This is a genomic window from Acinetobacter sp. C15, assembly GCF_013420645.1.
In the GTDB taxonomy this organism is placed as follows: domain Bacteria; phylum Pseudomonadota; class Gammaproteobacteria; order Pseudomonadales; family Moraxellaceae; genus Acinetobacter; species Acinetobacter indicus.
In genome coordinates this window covers 1-19110 of the sequence record NZ_VOXR01000044.1, presented here as the reverse complement: position 1 = coordinate 19110, position 19110 = coordinate 1, and the positions used below count along the sequence as shown (strand labels likewise).

At 47.0% G+C, this 19110-nt stretch carries 17 protein-coding genes and 2 pseudogenes; 9 read left to right on the top strand and 10 right to left on the bottom strand.

The features are described from left to right. Positions 1–199: 199 nt before the first annotated feature. From FTT63_RS12860 to FTT63_RS12835, 6 genes and pseudogenes are all read right to left on the bottom strand, one after another. Positions 200–544, bottom strand: a pseudogene (locus FTT63_RS12860) (GNAT family N-acyltransferase); the annotation flags it as partial. A 114-nt stretch (positions 545–658) separates the two neighbouring features. Beyond that, positions 659–1561, bottom strand: coding sequence for an acetylglutamate kinase (gene argB / locus FTT63_RS12855; protein ID WP_005179783.1), 903 nt, complete (start codon positions 1559–1561; stop codon positions 659–661). 10 nt (positions 1562–1571) lie between these two features. Continuing rightward, entirely contained in the window at positions 1572–2996 is a 1425-nt protein-coding gene (locus FTT63_RS12850) for a phosphomannomutase/phosphoglucomutase (RefSeq protein ID WP_168382573.1), read from the bottom strand. 183 nt (positions 2997–3179) lie between these two features. Continuing rightward, complete coding sequence (gene dut, locus FTT63_RS12845) at positions 3180–3632, bottom strand: dUTP diphosphatase (protein WP_045796105.1); 453 nt, start codon at positions 3630–3632, stop codon at positions 3180–3182. 31 nt (positions 3633–3663) lie between these two features. Further along, positions 3664–5703 carry a UvrD-helicase domain-containing protein gene (locus FTT63_RS12840; RefSeq protein WP_005179787.1) on the bottom strand — a complete coding sequence of 680 codons (2040 nt, stop codon included), beginning with the start codon at positions 5701–5703 and terminating at the stop codon, positions 3664–3666. 126 nt (positions 5704–5829) lie between these two features. Continuing rightward, positions 5830–6480: an OmpA family protein gene (locus FTT63_RS12835; protein WP_075168088.1), complete on the bottom strand. Its 651-nt coding sequence runs from the start codon at positions 6478–6480 to the stop codon at positions 5830–5832. Between the two features lie 242 nt (positions 6481–6722). On the opposite strand from FTT63_RS12835, the gene FTT63_RS12830 reads away from it, so the two are divergent. The 6 genes from FTT63_RS12830 to FTT63_RS12805 all read left to right on the top strand — a co-directional run bounded on the left by FTT63_RS12830 (position 6723) and on the right by FTT63_RS12805 (position 11207). Beyond that, complete coding sequence (locus tag FTT63_RS12830; RefSeq protein WP_005179793.1) at positions 6723–7643, top strand: acyltransferase; 921 nt, start codon at positions 6723–6725, stop codon at positions 7641–7643. Between the two features lie 18 nt (positions 7644–7661). Beyond that, complete coding sequence (locus FTT63_RS12825; RefSeq protein WP_164845006.1) at positions 7662–8717, top strand: preprotein translocase subunit SecA; 1056 nt, start codon at positions 7662–7664, stop codon at positions 8715–8717. 121 nt (positions 8718–8838) lie between these two features. Continuing rightward, positions 8839–9561, top strand: a complete 723-nt coding sequence (minC, locus tag FTT63_RS12820; protein WP_005179806.1) for a septum site-determining protein MinC — start codon at positions 8839–8841, stop codon at positions 9559–9561. Between the two features lie 68 nt (positions 9562–9629). Next, positions 9630–10442, top strand: a complete 813-nt coding sequence (gene minD / locus FTT63_RS12815; RefSeq protein ID WP_005179808.1) for a septum site-determining protein MinD — start codon at positions 9630–9632, stop codon at positions 10440–10442. 2 nt (positions 10443–10444) lie between these two features. Then, complete coding sequence (gene minE / locus FTT63_RS12810; RefSeq protein WP_005179812.1) at positions 10445–10717, top strand: cell division topological specificity factor MinE; 273 nt, start codon at positions 10445–10447, stop codon at positions 10715–10717. A gap of 202 nt (positions 10718–10919) precedes the next feature. Then, positions 10920–11207 (top strand): PA4642 family protein, encoded by a 288-nt coding sequence (locus FTT63_RS12805; RefSeq protein ID WP_016659463.1) that lies wholly within the window; start codon positions 10920–10922, stop codon positions 11205–11207. A gap of 63 nt (positions 11208–11270) precedes the next feature. Here FTT63_RS12805 and FTT63_RS12800 read toward each other — a convergent pair whose 3' ends face one another. Further along, positions 11271–14330, bottom strand: coding sequence for a DNA translocase FtsK (locus tag FTT63_RS12800; RefSeq protein WP_180192390.1), 3060 nt, complete (start codon positions 14328–14330; stop codon positions 11271–11273). A 247-nt stretch (positions 14331–14577) separates the two neighbouring features. On the opposite strand from FTT63_RS12800, the gene trxB reads away from it, so the two are divergent. The 3 genes from trxB to FTT63_RS12785 all read left to right on the top strand — a co-directional run bounded on the left by trxB (position 14578) and on the right by FTT63_RS12785 (position 17178). Beyond that, the gene (trxB, locus tag FTT63_RS12795) at positions 14578–15534 is read left to right on the top strand and encodes a thioredoxin-disulfide reductase (RefSeq protein ID WP_016659465.1); all 957 of its coding nucleotides are present in this window, start codon (positions 14578–14580) and stop codon (positions 15532–15534) included. Between the two features lie 80 nt (positions 15535–15614). Next, positions 15615–16346: a leucyl/phenylalanyl-tRNA--protein transferase gene (aat, locus tag FTT63_RS12790; RefSeq protein ID WP_005179830.1), complete on the top strand. Its 732-nt coding sequence runs from the start codon at positions 15615–15617 to the stop codon at positions 16344–16346. Between the two features lie 16 nt (positions 16347–16362). Continuing rightward, entirely contained in the window at positions 16363–17178 is an 816-nt protein-coding gene (locus FTT63_RS12785) for an arginyltransferase (RefSeq protein ID WP_005179833.1), read from the top strand. A 19-nt stretch (positions 17179–17197) separates the two neighbouring features. Here FTT63_RS12785 and rimI read toward each other — a convergent pair whose 3' ends face one another. The 3 genes and pseudogenes from rimI to FTT63_RS12770 all read right to left on the bottom strand — a co-directional run. Further along, a complete protein-coding gene (rimI, locus tag FTT63_RS12780) occupies positions 17198–17662 on the bottom strand; it encodes a ribosomal protein S18-alanine N-acetyltransferase (protein WP_005179835.1) in 465 nt (154 codons plus the stop codon). Positions 17663–17765: 103 nt separating this feature from the next. Further along, positions 17766–18647, bottom strand: coding sequence for a metal-dependent hydrolase (locus FTT63_RS12775; protein ID WP_163145480.1), 882 nt, complete (start codon positions 18645–18647; stop codon positions 17766–17768). 212 nt (positions 18648–18859) lie between these two features. Next, a pseudogene (locus FTT63_RS12770) lies at positions 18860–19110 on the bottom strand (elongation factor Tu); the annotation flags it as partial.

The following is a 19110-nucleotide window of genomic DNA, read 5'->3' as shown; positions in this document are numbered from 1 at the left end:
CTCACCATAGACCCATGATGCAAATTCCTTAATAAACCCATCTTTATTTTCAGGGGATACAAAATAAGCAAGGTCTTGCTCTACTTTCTTTAAGCTTTCAGTCAAGTATTTCATTGCAAGTTTTTTTAAAATTTAATACCTAAATTGTATATATTTGACTATATTTGTCAATATAATTATTTGCTATAAATCACTCTTCAATGGCAAATTCGCTGGCACTATAACTTTGCGCCAGCTCATGCCCTTGAAACAGTTTTAATCGGGTATAGGCCACAATTTCCCCACTGGCCTTGTCCCTTAATACGGCATGTTCGCAGCCAAAATCGTAAACATCCTGATCCAGTCCATGCTCGAACTGTAAACCAAACTGGTTGGCAAACTGCTCGGCGCGGAATTGCTGTACTTCTTTTAACTGTTTTAAATTTTCAACCCATTCAAAGCTGTATTCTGTTTTTGTTGTGGTTTTAAAATCATATTTGGTATGATTTTTTTTGCTTAAAGGAAAACTCAAATTTTGTCGATATTGATTGAGTTTGGCTAACATCGATCAGCACTCCTAATGTTCTGCCTATACACTAGGCGATGCAGATGACAATTCAATGACCAAAAATCAGCCATAAAAAAAGGCCTCCTTAGAGACCTTGAGTTGTTTTAACTCTTAGTGTTTGGCGGCACGGTTGGTAATTAAAGTGCCCACTCCATGGTCAGTAAAGACTTCCAGCAAAGAGGCATGTGGCACACGGCCATCGACAATATGCGCACTGACCACGCCATTTTTGACAGCATCCAGCGCACAGCCTACTTTCGGAATCATACCGCCATAAATTACGCCAGTTTCAATTAACTGATCGACTTCCTGAGTGGTTAAACCGGTCAGCAGGTTCTTGTTGGCATCCAGTACACCCGTAATGTTGGTCAACAGAATCAGTTTTTCTGCGCCCAAAGCTTCAGCGACCTTACCAGCCACCAGATCGGCATTAATATTATAGGTATTCCCCTCTTCATCGACGCCCAACGGTGCAATCACCGGAATAAAATCGCTTTGGGTAAACATTTCCAGTACGTCGGTTTTCACGCCGACCACTTCACCGACCAAGCCTAAATCAATTTTCTGTACTGAGCCATCTTCTGCAGTTTTTTCCATCAGCAGTTTTTTGGCCCGAATCAGGTTGCCATCTTTACCGGTCAAACCAATGGCACGACCGCCATGCTGGTTAATTAAATTGACGATAGATTTATTCACGCTACCGCCGAGCACCATTTCCACCACTTCCATGGTCGCCGGATCAGTCACGCGCATGCCATCAATACGGTCAGATTCACGGCCCAGCTGTTTCAGGAAGGAATCGACCTGTGGACCACCGCCATGCACCACAATCGGGTTTAAACCGACCGTTTTAAGCAGCACAATGTCACGTGCAAATGAACTTTCCAGCTCAGGATCGGTCATGGCATTGCCACCATATTTCACGACCAGCGTTTTACCCATAAAACGTTGAATATACGGCAAAGCTTCTGTCAGAATCTGTGCTTTGTCGATGCCAGTCTGTTGCTGTGGCATGCGCCTCTCCTTATTGAGCATCTAAAATGTCTTGAGCAATCTGCGGATAACGGTTGCTCAGCATGGAAACAAAGGTATGACGAATATCCGCTAATCGTGCCGGATTATCGGCATCAAAACGTACTGTAAAATATTCGCCCGTATTCGATGCTCGAATAATGCCAAAACCATCTTCAAAATCAAGTCGAACGCCATCAATTTTACTTAATTGTGCGGCCAATGGCTGACTTAAGGTTTCAAGCTCATGTAAAACATGCGCTGAAGCAATGTTGTGGGTGCTGATATAAGTATCTTCAGTACAGCAGCGTTCAGGATATTTGGCCAGCAGTTCAGACAGGCTTCGCTCCGGGCGCTGGCTTAAATATTCCATCACCCGCAGCGCGGCATACAGGCCATCATCATAGCCAAAGCCGCGCCCGTCATTAAAGACATAATGCCCGGCATATTCACCACCAAACACTGCGTGTCCCTTTGATTGCGCCAGATACTGACGCAGGAAGGTGCTGCCGGTACGAATCATTACCGGATGGCCACCCAGCGCGCGTACCGTATTACGCACCATGGTCGAACACTTCACATCAAACACCACTTCATGCTGTGGATGCTGCTGTAAACACATTTCGGCAAACAGCGCCAGCAAACGGTCTGCACCAATCACCTTGGCCTGTTCATCGACCAGAACCAGACGGTCGCCATCGCCATCCAGTGCAATGCCTAAATCTGCCTGATGCTGCTGTACCGCCTGTTTCAGCTTGCTTAAATGTTTTTCCTGAGAGGGATCTGGGGCATGATCGGGGAAATGCCCATTGGCCTCACAGCGGATTGTGATCAGCTCGCAGCCCAGTTTTTGCAAGACCAGCGCAGCGCAGCGACCCGCTGAACCATGCAGACCATCGAGCACCACCTTAAAACGGCGCTGTAATTGAATATCATCGAGTAGCGCCTGCTGATACTGCAGGCAAAATTCCGGATAAATCTGATGCGGCTGTTCAGCCACAGGCTGCTGTCGATGTGCCAGAAAATAGTTGCTGGCATGGGCCGCCACCTGCTGGATCTTGTCTGGCGTCGGGGGTTCTCCACCCAGAATCCATTTAATACCATTGTCAGATTTGGCATTATGACTGGCCGTGACCATAATGCCATTGCCATCAAACTGGCGGGCAATGTAATATAGCATCGGACTGGAACAACAGCCCATTAAGGTCGGGCTTAAGCCCTGCTGCTGGAGCACCTGCATGATCAGATCGGCATAGGCCGGACTGCTGAGTCGGGCATCATAACCAATCACCACACGTGTGCTGCCCGTGTTTTTAATTTGTACGGCCAAACCCAACGCCACCGCTTGCACCAGTTCAGGCGTCAGCAAAGTCACCTTGCCACGAATGTCGTAAGCACGGAAAACCTGAAAAGGGAAACTGGACTGTTGAATATCCATGGCAGAACTACTTTATATATGAATAGGGAGAATGATTGTTTTAGGCTTTTTAATATAAGAACTGATTCTATGCGGCCGAAAACAGAATTCACGCTACAAAATGTAATTTTAAGTGTTTGTTGCGTTACTTTCTAGCGTGTTGTGATAAAGCCTAATGTTTAGGCTTTATCATTCAAGCAGATTTTAAGCTTTACCGGTATGGCCAAAACCGCCAGCACCACGTTCGGTGGCTTCAAATTCATCGACCAGATCAAACTGGGCTTGTACCACCGGCACCAGCACATATTGCGCCAGACGCTCACCTGGTTCCAGGCTAAATGCAGTTTGACCACGGTTCCAGACCGACACCATCAGCTCACCCTGATAGTCAGAATCAATCAGGCCAACCAGGTTGCCGAGCACAATACCATGTTTATGGCCCAGACCCGAACGTGGCAGGATTAAACCGGCAAAATGCGGATCTTCAATATAAATCGCCAGACCAGTTTTGACCAATACGGTTTGACCCGGCTCAATGACGGTGGTCTCATTTACGCAGGCACGCAAATCCAGACCGGCCGAACCAGAGGTAGCATAGGTTGGCATTGGCCATTCTTGGCCCAAACGTGCATCAAGCACTTTTACCTGAACTTTCATCAGTTATTCCCGTTTATATCAATGATATGGTTTAGCGTTTAATTAACGCACGTAAATTTTCCAGATAATGCTGGGCCTGCAGTTTCGGATCGATATCGCCAGCCAGCTTTTTCTTGCGACCCAGCCATTCCAGCTCATCTTGTGGCATTTCATCTAGGAAGCGGCTTGGGGTCATCTGTTTCATCTGCCCGCCAGCCTTACGCTGCTCGGCCAGGGTAATGGTGAGGCCTTGACGCGCACGGGTAATGCCCACGTACATCAAACGGCGTTCTTCTTCGACCGTCTCAGCCACAATCGAGTTTTTATGCGGCAGAATTTCCTCTTCCAGTCCAATTAAATAGACATACGGAAATTCCAGACCTTTGGAGGCATGCAAGGTTAATAAGTTGACCTTGTCAGTGTCTTCTTCCTCCTGTTGCTGCTCCAGCATATCCAGCAGCACCATTTTACGGATCACGCTTTCAATATTTTTTTCGTCCACATCTTCAGCGCGGTTAATCAGGCTTTGAATACTGCTGTACAGCACTTCAATATTGTCCAGCTTGGTTTTTTCCTGCGCAGGCGTGGCGGCGCTTTCTTTGACGTAGTCGATATAACCAGCTTCGTTCATCATCTGGCGGATGATTGGCACCGGTTCATCATCTTCCAGCAATTCACGGGTAAAGTTCTGGATAAAGTCGGCAAACTCGGCCAGCTGAGTCGTGGCTTTTTTCGGAATGGCCATGGTCAAACGCTGATCACCTGCTGCCGCCAGCAAGGACAGATGGTTTTCCTGTGCAAATAAGCCCAGTTTTTCCAAGGTCACCGGGCCGATGGCACGTTTTGGCGTGTTGATAATGCGCAGGAAAGCACTGTCATCTTCCGGGTTAATAATCAGCCGTAAATAGCTCATCACATCTTTAATTTCTGCCCGGGCGAAGAAAGACTGACCTCCTGACAGCTTGTACGGAATCTGCATCTGGCGCAGCTGGGTTTCCAGAATACGCGCCTGGAAGTTACCGCGATACAAAATCGCATAATCTTTCCAGTTTTTACCGTTCATCAGTTTATGCGTGATCAGGTCTTTGACCACGCGCTCTGCTTCATCATCATCATTGCGGCAGGTAATCACCCGGATGACTTCACCATGGCCTTTGTCCGACCAGAGTTTTTTGTCAAAAATATGCGGGTTATTGCCAATTACAGTATTGGCCGCTTTTAGAATCCGGCTGGTGGAGCGGTAGTTCTGCTCCAGTTTAATCACTTTTAAATTTGGGAAATCTTCTTTTAAGAGCGCCATATTTTCCGGTTTGGCGCCGCGCCAGGCGTAAATGGACTGGTCATCATCCCCTACGGCGGTGAACTGTCCCATTACCCCGACCAGAAGTTTGACCAGAATATACTGCGCGGTGTTGGTGTCCTGATACTCATCGACTAGCAAATAACGCACCCGGTTTTGCCATTTATCGCGGACTTCAGCATTTTCCTGCAATAACCGGGTTGGCATCACAATCAGGTCATCAAAATCGACTGCGTTATAGGCACGTAAATTACGCTCATACAGCTGATATAAATGCGCCATCTGGATATCTTCTGGCGTTTCACAGGTTGTATGTGCCTGCTCCGGTGGAATCAGGTCATTTTTCCAGTCCGAAATCATTTTCATGGCCCGCGCAATCAGCTCTTTGCTTTCTGCACCCGATAAATTGTCGCGATGCATCAGATCCATCAGAATGCGTTTGCAGTCGTCGGCATCCAGAATTGAAAAGTTGGCTTTAAGCGGGGTATGTTTCAGCTCTAAACGCAGTAAATTTAAACCGAACGTATGGAAGGTCGAGACCGAAAGACCTTTGGCTTCTTCACGCGACAGCAGTTTACCAACCCGCTCTTTCATTTCACGCGCGGCCTTGTTGGTAAAGGTCATGGCGGTAATCCGGTGTGCCGGAATACGGCATTGCTGCACCAGATAGGCAATTTTCCGGGTAATCACCGAGGTTTTACCTGAACCTGCACCTGCAAGCACTAACAAGGGTCCTTGAGTATATTTCATGGCTTCAAGTTGCTTGTCATTGAGTTGACTTGCCAGTGACATAGTGTTTCCTCTATTTCGGTTCGAGCTCGATTATAGTCATCTCCACCACAGTTGCCTAATCTAAAATGCTGCTTTTCTGGTCATAAAAAAAACCACCCGAAGGTGGTTTTTCTGCAAAATCAGTGATTACTGAACGGCATATACTGCGATTTCAACACGACGGTTTTGTTCTTTACCAGCCGCAGTTGAGTTGTCTGCGATCGGGTTCGCTGAACCAAGACCTTGTGCATTAATACGAGTACGTGCTACGCCTTGACCAGCAAGGTAGTTCGCAACAGATTGTGCACGTGCTTGAGACAATGGAATGTTGATTGAGTCATTACCAGTGCTATCTGTATAACCAGTTACCAAAATACCGCTTTGGCTGTCTTCAGTCAGAACTTGAGCAACTTTGTTCAATGTTGCATAGAAGTTTGGTTTGATGTTTGACTTGTTAGTGTCAAATGTAATCGCACCAGGCATTACCAGGTTGATTGAACCATCTGGATTACGGTTAACGTCTACGCCTGTACCCGCAGTAGCCTGACGTAATTTTTTCTCTTTATTGTCAAGATAAACACCAGCAGCACCACCTACAATTGCACCAATTGCTGCTGCACGGTTGTTTTGTGCGCTGGTATTGGCATTCCCTTTAGAAATACCATAACCTGCTGCCGCACCAATAATGGTTCCTAATGCGGTTTTGTCATATTCTACGCCGCCCAGGTTATTACCAGTGGTTTGACAACCTGTTAATACCATTGCCCCGACTACTGCTGAAATTGCTAGTGCACGCATCGCATGCCTCCTTACTTGTGTTTTTCGTATATGGGAAAGTTTGGATGAAATAAAGTGCTTAGACCATTGATTTTTTGTTAATAAATAAACTTTTATTTACAATTTGCAATAATCTCATGTTGTTCTACGCATAAGTTCACCATAATTCCTACACAGTTTCACTTCAACACTTTTTTATTTTAAAAACAACAATTATATTGGGCAGAACTTCGTATAAGTTGTTTTTATATTCAGGACTGTTTATGTCATCTAAAACCAATAAGCAACCGCTCTTAAAAAAAATCACAAAAGGGCTTACGGTCAGCTCAGTGATCACCGGCAGCACTTTTTTACATGGACCGCCGGTACTGGCTTTGGGCCTGACCAAATTGTTCAAGAAATCGGCCAAGGTCGACCAGACCAATATCCAGATTACCAACAGCTGGCTGAGTGTCAACAACTGGCTGATTGACCATGTATTACCGAATACCCACTGGGACATCAGTATTGAAGATGGTCTGGAACTGAGCATGCAGGGCCGTTATTTAATGACCTGTAATCACCAGAGCTGGGTCGATACCACCGTCAACCAGTATTTCGGTTTAACCCGTATGCCACTGACCCGTTTCTTTACCAAATGGGAACTGATCTTCATTCCTTTTGTCGGACAGGCCTTTAAAATTCTGGGCTTCCCGATGATGAAGCGGCATACCAAAGAACAGATTGCCAAAAATCCGGCGCTAAAAGACCGCGACATGCTGGAAGCGCGTAAATCCTGCGAACAGCTGCTCAGCCAGCCGTTTACCCTGCTCAACTATCTGGAAGGCACGCGCTTTACCCAGGAAAAACATGATCAGCAACAATCACCATATCAGCATCTGCTGAAACCCAAAGCTGGCGGTCTGGCCTTGGCGCTGAATATTCTGGGCAATGAAATTGATGCGCTGGTAGATATGACCATTGTGTATCCGGACGGCGCACCGGGCTATGGCGAATTCTGGCTGGGCGAAGTGCCGCGTATTGCGGTCAATCTGCGGAAAATTGACATTCCAGACTGGGTGCTGGGTGGCGATTATGAAGAAGATGCCGCCTATCGGGAACGTTTTCAGGACTGGGTGCATCAACTCTGGACAGAGAAAGATCAGCTCATTCATGAGATGAAACAGAAATTTGCTGAGCAATAAGCGAGTACCAAAAGCATTATGAAGAAACGCGAAGAACCGGTGATCAAATCTTCCTTTCACTTTGTCAGAAAGGACTCATGGAGCTGGAAAGTGGTGCTGGTATACGACATCTTTATGATGGCGTTAATTCTCATCAACCTGTTCTGCCTGAGTGCCAATGCCATTTTGATGAGTGATTTTGGTGACTGGCTCTTCAACTTTATTCAGCTGCCAGAGGTATTGCAGTTTTATCGCACGGAACTGCGTCCCTGGGTAATTATTACCGAAGGCTGGTTTACCACCTTCCTGATTATCGAGTTACTGGTACGCTGGGGCCTGGCGATTATTTTCCGGCATCATGCCCGCTGGTGGTTCTTCCCTTTCGTGCACTGGTATGAAGTGCTGTCGATTCTGCCACAGCTGCGTTTTCTGCGTTTATTACGTGCCGTGGCGATTGGCTATAACCTGTATAGTCATGGCTACAAGGTTATTCCGGACAGCATCTTCCGACGCGCCAACTTTTATTACAACCTGGTGATGGAAGAACTGTCGAGCCGGATTGTGCTGACCATTGTCAATAACCTGCAACGTGAACTGAGCAGCAGCACTGGTCATCGCCAGTTTATTGATGATCTGGTCGAGCAGCACCGCAAACTGCTGGCCGCAGCACTGGCCGACATCTTGCAGCAATCTTTGGGTAAAGAATTGCAGAGCCAGCGTCAGAGCATTGCCGAAAATGTCGGTCAGGTGGTGAGTCAGGCCATTGAAGATACCCCGGAGCTGACCCAGTTACTGCGTCTGCTGCCAATTGTCGGTGGACGTATGGAACGGCAGATTCAAAGCATTGGCCAACGTTTGGGCGAAAATATTACCCAAGGGATGATTCAGCCTTTTGCCCATCATGACAGCTTGCCAGATAATGTGGCCTATGCGCATATTGCCGACAAAGTCAGCCAGATCGAGATTGAACATAATCCGCATATTGATGCGTTGGTGGAATCTGCGGTATTTGAAACCCTGGAAGCCATTCGCAAACAGGTGAAAGTGAAAAAGTGGCAACAGATCCTGAATGAGCAGGAAACTGACAAAGAATAACCAGCAATAAAAATATTTAAACCTTCGGCTAGAGTATTCGGCCGAATTGTTCTAGGATTTGCTCTATTTACAACATTTACTTCGACAACAATGAACAGGTCAGAAGTCTTAAGGAATCATTATGGCTGACATACGGATAAAAGGCAGAATGGTCAATGCGATTCGCATTAGCTTAGATACAGATGATCATGATGCGATCCGCCAGCAATTGAGCCCAATGTTACAAAAAGGGTTTCCACCCCAAATTCCGGCGGTGATTGAAAGTTCGGTAGATCAGGAGTTAATTGCCCTGATTCAACTGCTGATTGATCTGAATGTACAGCCACTGGCCGTGGTTGAAGGCATTCTGTCGGAACAGGCGCGTGCCATCCAGTTCCCGGTAATTCCGCAGGATCGTCAGTTACAGCAGATCAAAGCCACCCAGGAACAGGTCATTGAAACTCCGGCAGAACCTGAAGCACCTGCCGCAGAAGCCGCGGTGGTAGAAGCTGCAGCGGCACGAATTTCGCATGTGACCTCTTATCACGATGAAATTCTGCGTACCGGTCAATGTCTGGTCCAGAACCAGGGCGATATTATCTTGAAAGCTGGTATTAACAGTGGTTCGGAAGTGATTGCTTCAGGAAATATACATATTTATGGTAGCGTTCGTGGTAGAGTCATTGCCGGCGCAGGTGGGAACAGTTCAGCACGAATTTTCTGTCATTCCCTAGAAGCAGAATTGGTATCTATTGCAGGCACTTACTGTGTGGCGGACGATATTCCCCCGCACGTAACGAAAAAACCGGTACATATTTACCTAAATGACAACCAAGAGCTTGTATTTGAAGCTCTGGAATTTTAATGTATAAATAAACACCAAAAAACCCCATACACAAAAGGGGGATTTAAACCATAACAGGAGTGGATTCGGTGGCGAAAATTGTTGTCGTAACATCAGGCAAAGGTGGCGTAGGTAAAACTACAACGAGTGCATCTTTTGCAACAGGTTTAGCCCTACGTGGCCACAAAACTGTTGTTATCGATTTTGACGTGGGTTTGCGTAACCTGGACTTGATCATGGGTTGTGAACGTCGCGTTGTTTATGATTTTGTGAATGTTTTAAATAATGAAGCGCGTTTACAACAAGCATTAATTCGCGATAAAGATATTGAAAACCTTTATATTTTACCTGCTTCTCAAACTCGTGATAAAGATGCCCTGACCGATGAAGGTGTGGCACGTGTCATGGATGAGCTTGCTCAAGAGTTTGATTACATTATCTGTGACTCACCAGCAGGGATTGAGCGTGGCGCCATTTTAGCCATGTACCATGCCGATGAAGCGATTATTGTGACCAACCCTGAAATTTCTTCAGTACGTGACTCGGATCGTATTATTGGCATGCTCGACAGCAAAACCAAAAAAGTAGAACAAAACGAAGGACGTATCCGTAAGCATTTATGTATCACACGTTTCAATCCGGAACGTGCCGATAAACAGGAAATGCTCACCATTGACGATATTTCAAAAGATATTTTACGTGTACCAACTTTAGGTGTAATTCCAGAATGTAAAAGCGTTCTGCAAGCATCTAACGAAGGTAAGCCAGTCATTCTGTATAGCGAAACTGAAGCGGGTCAGGCGTATGATGACCTGGTGGCACGTTTCTTGGGTGAAGAGCGTCCATACCGTCACATTACTGCTAAACCTAAAGGCTGGTTAGCACGATTATTTGGAGCGTAATTATGGCAGGATTCTGGAGTAAATTATTTAGCAGCGAAGAAAAAGCATCAAGTGCTCAAACCGCCAAGGATCGTTTAAAAGTCATTGTTGCTTCTGAAAATGGTTTAGGCCGCCGCCTGAGCCAGGACAAAATTGACCAGATGAAAAAAGAAATCATGCAGGTCGTGAACCGCTATGTCCGCGGTGTCGATGAACAGCACATTCAAATGTCGGTACGTTCTGAAGCCAACATTGAAATGCTTGAAATGAATATCAATTTGCCTGAAGAGCGATAATCTGATTTTTGATTAGTCAAGCAAATTGAATCAAGGCAGAATATGAGGCGGAAATAGCAAACTTAAAGCATTGCTTTAAGGATTTGCCCAGCCGCAAGACGAGAAGCTGTGCTTCAAGATAAAGTGCACAAAGACACTTTGCCTCTTGCGAACTCATATTTTGCCTTTTTTTCATTTCGAAAAACTATTCCAGGAGATTGCGATGGCATTGTCTCAACCAGCAACATTCAATGAAGAATGGTCAGATGAGCGTGTATTTGCCTACCTGAATCAGCTTCCTCCGAATGGTGTGAATGCTGATTTCCATGTGCTTTACCATGCATTTAAACATATGCGCCCAGCAGACTATGAGCGTTTACTGACCCAGTTTGTTGCCGATGGCCGTGATGTAAATGCCACCAATCCTGAAGGACAGCGCATTCATGACGTGATTGCAGAATTCCCGCGCCAAAGCGCAGAATTCTTGGCAGTACTGGCAAAATTTGCTTAAGTCGCACTGTCCATAAAAGAGCCCACCTATTGGTGGGCTTTGTTTATAAAGATCGAGAACAGCTTAAACCAGAATTTCACGCTTGCCGTTCGGACCCTGTTCACTGACAATACCCTGCTCCTGCATCTGATCGACAATACGCGCCGCACGGTTATAACCGAGGCTAAACTTACGCTGTAAAGACGATACCGATACTTTACGGGTTTCCAGCACAAAGGCCACACACTGGTCATACAGCGCATCACGGTCTGAGCCGCCATCACCACCATCTTCAAAACCACGTGACGCTGGTTCTTCATCAAATGGAGTCAGAATTTCATCGACATAATCCGGTGCCCCCCGTTCACGCCAGGCATCACAAATCCGGTTGACTTCATCATCGGAAATAAAGGCACCATGCACACGTTCCGGTTCAATTTTACCTGGTCCAAGGAACAGCATGTCACCATGACCGAGCAGGTCTTCTGCCCCGCCAGCATCCAGAATAGTCCGTGAGTCAATTTTTGAGTTCACGCGCAAGGCCACGCGAGTCGGGATGTTGGCCTTGATCAGACCGGTAATGACATCCACCGATGGACGCTGGGTAGCCAGCAATAAGTGAATCCCAGCTGCACGTGATTTCTGCGCCAGACGGGTAATCATTTCTTCGGCTTTTTTACCGACCTGCATAATCATGTCGGCAAACTCATCCGCCACAATCACAATTGATGGTAACGGCGTCAAGCGCGGTGCACGTTCCTGGGTTGCTGAATCGCCCGGTTTCCAGGTCGGATCAATCAGGTCCTCGCCATTAGCCAGTGCTTCTTCAACCTTGCGATTATAGTCGCTGAGTTTACGGATTTTCAGGAATGACATCAGCTTATAACGGCGTTCCATTTCATTGACACACCAGTTCAGGGCGCTGACCGCATCTTTCATATCCGTCACCACTGGCGTTAACAAATGTGGAATATCGTTATAGTTGGCCAGTTCCAACTGTTTCGGGTCAATCAGAATTAAACGCAGTTGATCTGGCTTGTATTTAAGCAGCATCGACAGAATCATCGAGTTCACCGCTACCGATTTACCGGAACCGGTGGTCCCCGCAACCAGCATATGCGGCGCTTTGCCCAGTTCGGTAATAACCGGATTACCAGAAATGTCTTTACCCATCGCCATCGACAGGATGCCATCCTGATCTTCAAATTTCGGGGTTTGCACCAGCTCAATCAGACGCACCATTTCGCGGGTACTGTTTGGCACCTCAATACCGATATACGGTTTGCCCGGAATCACCTCGACCACACGCACCGAAGCCATCGACATGGAACGGGCCAGGTCACGGGAAATATTGGTGACTTTCGAGGCTTTTACCCCCGGCGCCAGATCCAGCTCAAAACGTGTAACTACCGGTCCCGGCTGCGCTTCCACCACTTTGGCTTTGACATTAAATTCCTGCAGCTTGATTTCCAGCAGTTCAGATAAACGCTCCAGCTGCTCTGCGGTGAAGTTGACCTTTTTATTTGGATCGACCTTATCCAGTAGCTCCAGCCCCGGTAATGGTGATAAATCACGACGTTTCTCTGCGACCTGCATGGCGCGTGACATTGGACGGCCCATGGCATCGGTTAATGGTGCATCAAAGTCAAACTCATCTTCCTCTTGCGGTTTGCCGGCAGTTTCATGCCAGGCCTCAATGAATTCTTCTTTCGATAAGGCTTCTTTCACCGCGTCATTGACCACTGGTGCAGCCGCTGTTGCGGTCGTCGTAGCCTGATGCTGGATTGGCGCCTGTACAAAAGCCGAAGACTGCGCATAACTGCTGGTAGTTCTTGGGGCAGGTGCTTCTGGCTTCAGATCATCAACCAGCAGATCATCCAGCCCTTCAAATTCTTCATCACTCAGACGGTTTTTCGGGCTTGCATACTGCGCTGTGGCAGCCGATGGCATTTCAACCGCTTGTACGTCTGGCACCGGCTGGATGTGCGGTGCAGGTTCAGGCTGCGACTGACTATTAAATGGACTATGCAGATCCTGAGCAGCTTTCCCATTCGGTACAGCAGCCAGCAATTCGTCAAAGATTTCGTCATCATCCCAGTCAATATTAGACTGCGCCGTATTCGATGCAGGCGGTGCATCATGCACGGGCTGGACCACTGCATTAAAATGATCTTTCGGTGCGTGCGGAATCTGATCCTGAGAAGCACGTAACAGCTCATGAATATCCTGACTGTGCTTCTGGTCAGCATCATCATTCAGCGCACGCCAGACTTCACCGGTTGCCACCACACGCTGACTGTCCTGGGTCAGGCGATGGGCTTTTTCGACCGTCTGCTCAAAGACCTGCTCTTCTTCATCCAGCAGATCCTGCTCTGCAGAACGCTGCTGTTCACGCTCGACCATATCATCAAACAGACGCTCGGCCACCTGTTCATGACGGGACACCGCTGGTGCCACCGGAGCTTCTTCGACTTCACGATGTTCTGGTGCCGGCGTAACCACTTCGGCTGCAGCCGGTGCAGCGGCCACCACTGTTTTTTTAACGACCGGTGCCGGTTGATCAGCTTTAGGCACATCACGGTAAAACAGGTCTTGTAAATAAGCTGGGGTGGCTTTTAGAGTCACCCAGGTCCGGTTCCATTTAATCCCAAAGGCCAGTGTAAACAGGACTCCCCAGAACACCAGCAGGAAAAAAGCTGCGCCATAAATGGTGAGCAACTGTGACAGGCTCTGCCCCAGTTCATAACCAATAATCCCGCCAGAAGCATTGTCCAGCGTATCGGCTGGCACTTGCCAGAACAGATACAACAGACTGGCAGTGGCCAGCAAAATAAAGAACTGCGCTGCATAACGGAAAGGACGGTTCAGGAAACTACGCGGCCACCACACCTGAATGGCTTCAATAAACAGGTACAGCGGAATCAGCAGACTGGCCCAGCCCAAAAAGCCGAACAACAGGTCGGCAATCCATGCGCCAGCGACCCCACTGGCATTGGACACCTGCTGGGTATCACTAGACAAATGCATCCAGCCCGGATCAAAAGGGGTATAGGTGACTGTCGCAAGGAACAGATAAATCCCGAATGAAACCAAAAATAATGTCATTATTAAGCGCTGTGCATAAGCACCCGACACCGCAGTCATATACTGTCCTGTAACCAATTTTTCATAAATGTTCTTGTGCAACCCGCCAGTTTGGCATGGCCATAAAATAGATATTATGCACCTGTTGCAGTAAAAAAGATGCAAGATTATTGAAGTCAGTTGTTAACTTTTTCTATATAGCTTAAATCGATTTCTATGATCAATAATATCCACTGAATCTCACACAACTGTTATACAGTTTCACGTATAATTCCATAAATTGCTCAATAATAAAAGGATGCTACAGATGGGTGCTCGTCATTCACGTTTGATTATTTTAGGTTCAGGACCTGCAGGTTATAGTGCTGCTGTTTATGCTGCACGTGCCAATTTAAAACCAACCCTAATTGCAGGTTTACAACTCGGTGGTCAACTTACGACGACAACAGAAGTAGATAACTGGCCGGGCGATCCGGAAGGTCTGACAGGACCAGCGCTCATGGAACGTATGCAGGCCCATGCAGAACGTTTCGGGACCGAAATTGTCTATGACCATATCAATGAAGTCGATTTAAGTGTGCGTCCATTCGTGCTCAAAGGCGATATGGAAGAGTTCACCTGTGATGCCTTAATTATTGCCACCGGTGCTACGGCTCAATACCTCGGTCTGGAGTCTGAAGCCAAATTCATGGGCCAAGGTGTTAGTGCCTGTGCCACCTGTGATGGTTTCTTCTATAAAAACCAGAACGTGATGGTTGTTGGTGGTGGTAATACCGCAGTTGAAGAAGCGCTGTATCTTTCCAATATCGCCTCTCACGTGACCCTGGTACACCGCCGTGACAGCCTGCGTTCAGAGAAAATTCTGCAAGATCATATTTTTGCCAAAGAAAAAGAAGGCAAAATCAGCATTCTCTGGAACAACCAGGTCGATGAAGTCCTGGGTGATGCACAATCTGGTGTAACTGCCGTACGTTTGAAATCTACTGTCGATGGTTCAACCCAGAATGTAGATGTATCTGGTATGTTCGTGGCGATTGGTCACAAGCCAAATACGGGCATGTTCGAAGGCCAGTTAAACCTGCGTGATGGTTATATTCAGGTTCAAAGTGGTACTGCCGGTAACGCAACCCAAACCTCTGTACCGGGCGTATTCGCAGCCGGTGACGTGGCAGACAGCGTCTATCGTCAAGCGATTACATCAGCTGGTTCAGGCTGTATGGCAGCCCTAGATGCTGAAAAATATCTGGATGCCCTAGGTGAATAATTTTGCCTAAAGCACGAGCCGCCCAATCCGGGCGGCTTTTTTATGTATGATAGAGATCTGTTTCGATTCAGAGTAGCTGTATGACCGCACTTGCACCCTCACAATTTATTTTCCCCCATCCTGATGAAGCTGATCCACAGGGTGAAGGACTGATTTGTATTGGTGCAGACCTGTCCCCCTCGACCCTGTTTGAAGCTTATACCCACGGCCTGTTTCCGTGGTTTTCCGACGGTGATCCGATTTGCTGGTGGAGTCCCGAGCCGCGCTGCATTATCCGCCCTCAGGATTATCATCCAAGCAAGTCACTGCTGCGTAACATGAAAAAAGGTGATTACCGGATTAGCATCAATCAGGCCTTTGAACGGGTGATTCGCTGTTGTTCGCTGCCACGGGCTTATGCCAATGACACCTGGATTTCCGAAGACATCATTCAGGGCTATATTGACCTGTTTGAGGCCGGTTATGGCTATAGTGTCGAAGTCTGGGAGCAGGATGCGCTGGTCGGTGGTTTGTATGGCGTCACCATTGGCCGCGGCTGCTTTGGCGAGTCAATGTTTAGCCAGCGCACAGATGTCTCTAAAATGGCGTTTTATACCTTAATGCTGATTGGCCGCGACAACGCCCTGCCCTGGATTGACTGCCAGCTGGTCAATGACCATCTATTAAGTCTGGGCGCCTGTACAATAACTCGCCAAGCATACTTAAAATCGTTACAAGATGTTGTAAAACAGCCGGCGATAGATTGGAAAAAATACCAGGAGGGTGTATTTTCAAGTAAAACAATAGCGCAAAACGACTCACTGGATGAATAAATAAAGAGGGATTGCCATGAATTCATATCAACCGAAATCCCTGCTCAACGAATTACAATATTATATTACGCCGCCGCATAACTGCAGTTATCTGGATGATAAATCTGCTCGCATGGTGTTTTTAGATCCGGCGCACCGGATTGATGTGGTGACCCTGTCTGAACTGTCACGCATGGGCTTTCGTCGTAGCGGTGACTTTGTCTATCGGCCGGAATGCCATTTATGCCGTCAATGTCTGTCTTCGCGCGTGCCGGTACACGAATTTCAAATGAACAGCACCCAGAAAAAAGCCTGGAAACGCAATCAGGACCTGCACGTCACCATCCGCTCTACCCAAGAAGCCAATGAACAGCATTATGCGCTGTATGAGCGTTATATTAATGAACGCCATGCCGATGGCGATATGTATCCGCCAAGTCAGGATCAGTTTGAAAAATTTCTGGTGCACAGCTGCACCGACAGTTTCTTTTTAGAGCTTTGGCACCAAGACCGGCTAATTGCGGTCTCGACCTGCGACCTGCTCGATGATGGCCTGTCTGCGGTGTATACCTTCTTTGATCCGGATGAAAACCGCCGCTCCTTGGGCGTATTTGCGATCTTAAAGCAGATTGAACACACCCAGAAACTCGGACTGCCTTATGTTTATTTAGGCTATTGGGTGCCGCATTCCAATAAAATGAATTATAAATCGCAGTATGTACCGCTGGAATTGCTGATTGATGGCCAATGGCGCCGGCTCAACCGCAGCTTAAGCAGCGAAGAAATCCGGCAATTGGGAAACTCTCTCATGACCACCCTGCCCAGTGGTTGGAATAATTCGATTATCAAATAAAACCCAATAATTTTAAAAATTAAGGTGATGAGAAGAGCGCGGCAAAATCATCACTACAGGCTTTAACCATAATAACCGCATGTTCACGTGTGCCATCCGGATTTGGATAATAATTTTTGCGCACATCAATCTGATGAAAGCCAGCTTTTTCATACAGACGGATGGCCGCGGTATTGCTTTCACGCACTTCCAGAAAAATTTGTACCGGCTGATTCGGCAACTGCGCAATCGAATGCTCCAACAGCTGATAACCCAACCCCTTCCCTTGCTGGTCAGGCGCAACCGCCATCAGCAACAGGTTAGCTTCATCCAGCACCGGTTGCAAAATACAGAACCCGACCAGCTGTCCTTGCTGCTCGATTACGGTACATTGATAGCTGTCTACCGCTTCAGCAAACTGTTTCAAGCTCCAGGGATGGCTTTGTACCTGTTGCTCAATGTTAAATACACTATGGATATCAGCGTGTTGCATTAAACGAATCATCTTCGTTCATCATCGGTCAAAACAAAGTTCGCATTATAAGAGCTCTGGATAAAAAATCGAGCAAAAAAAAGGGCAATTTTCATTGCCCCAAGAGTCAACACCGTTAGAAGCCCAATTTGGCTTTCCATGTGTCCAGCAGACTGACGGTATCTAAATCGTTCGGATGAAAGCCCGGGCGGAAATATGCCAGCATCTCACGGCCCATACCGGTAATAATGCCCTTAGAGGGACTATAAGCATAGGTATAAATGGCCTTGAACGCCTCCAGATTTAGCTGTTTGTCTTCTTTTAACAGACGGAACAGGAAATAGTTTTGCACCACAAATAAGGTCAGCATGGCGGCAACCAGTGAGCTGGTGCGCAGTAAATAGGCTTTGGTGCCTTGGCCGAATACACCCTCAAACACATCATAAGCTACCGCTTTATGCTCGTTTTCTTCAATCGCATGCCACAGCCACATGGTTTTCATGGTGTCATCGCTCATCAGTTCCTGAATATGCGAATTACGCAGCAACTGGGTGGCAATGGTCGCGGTAAAATGTTCCAGTGCGGTGGTTGCAGTCAAATCAACCATTTCTTGGGTAATGCCAAAGGGTTTACCGACACCGGCAAATACCTTACGCGCACCTTGAATCACTTTATCGGTATAACGATCTAAACGTTCTACATCATGGCCATATTTTTGTGCCGAGGCATTAAAGCCAACATGCTCCTGGGTATGCATGGCTTCCTGGCCAATAAAGGCTGAAATTTCTTTTTGCAGCTCCTGATTATCTTTAATTGCCGGGTGGTAACGCACTGCACGTACACTATCAATAAAGAATTTTTCACCGGCTGGAAACAGGGCGGATAAAGCGGTCATAAAATGTGTCAGGCCTGCCGAATCTCGCATCCAGTATTCTGGAACCTGATCAAACTCAAACGCCATACGACGTACCGGGAAACTGGCACCTGCGCGGTTGGTAATATTTACTTTAGCATTCATGACCTCAACTCCTTTCAAGTGAAGCGTCTCACCTGAAACTTTTATTTATTTTCTTCAGCTTTATCTTACGTGGTTCTGATATGGAGATAAGTGCAGTTAAGGTCAGGCGAATATCAGTTTAGGACAGCTTGCAGTTAAATTGTCAGACAATTTAATCTGCAAAGATAAAAAAAGCGTCCCTTTGGGACGCTTTTTTCACACTATAGAAGTGATTATGCAGTTACTTTAGAAACTACACCAGCACCTACAGTACGACCACCTTCACGGATCGCGAAGCGTAAGCCAGCGTCCATTGCGATTGGGTGGATTAATTCTACTGACATTTCAACGTTGTCACCTGGCATAACCATTTCAACGCCTTCTTTCAGCTGGATCGCACCAGTTACGTCCGTAGTACGGAAGTAGAACTGTGGACGGTAACCATTTAAGAATGGAGTGTGACGGCCACCTTCGTCTTTAGAAA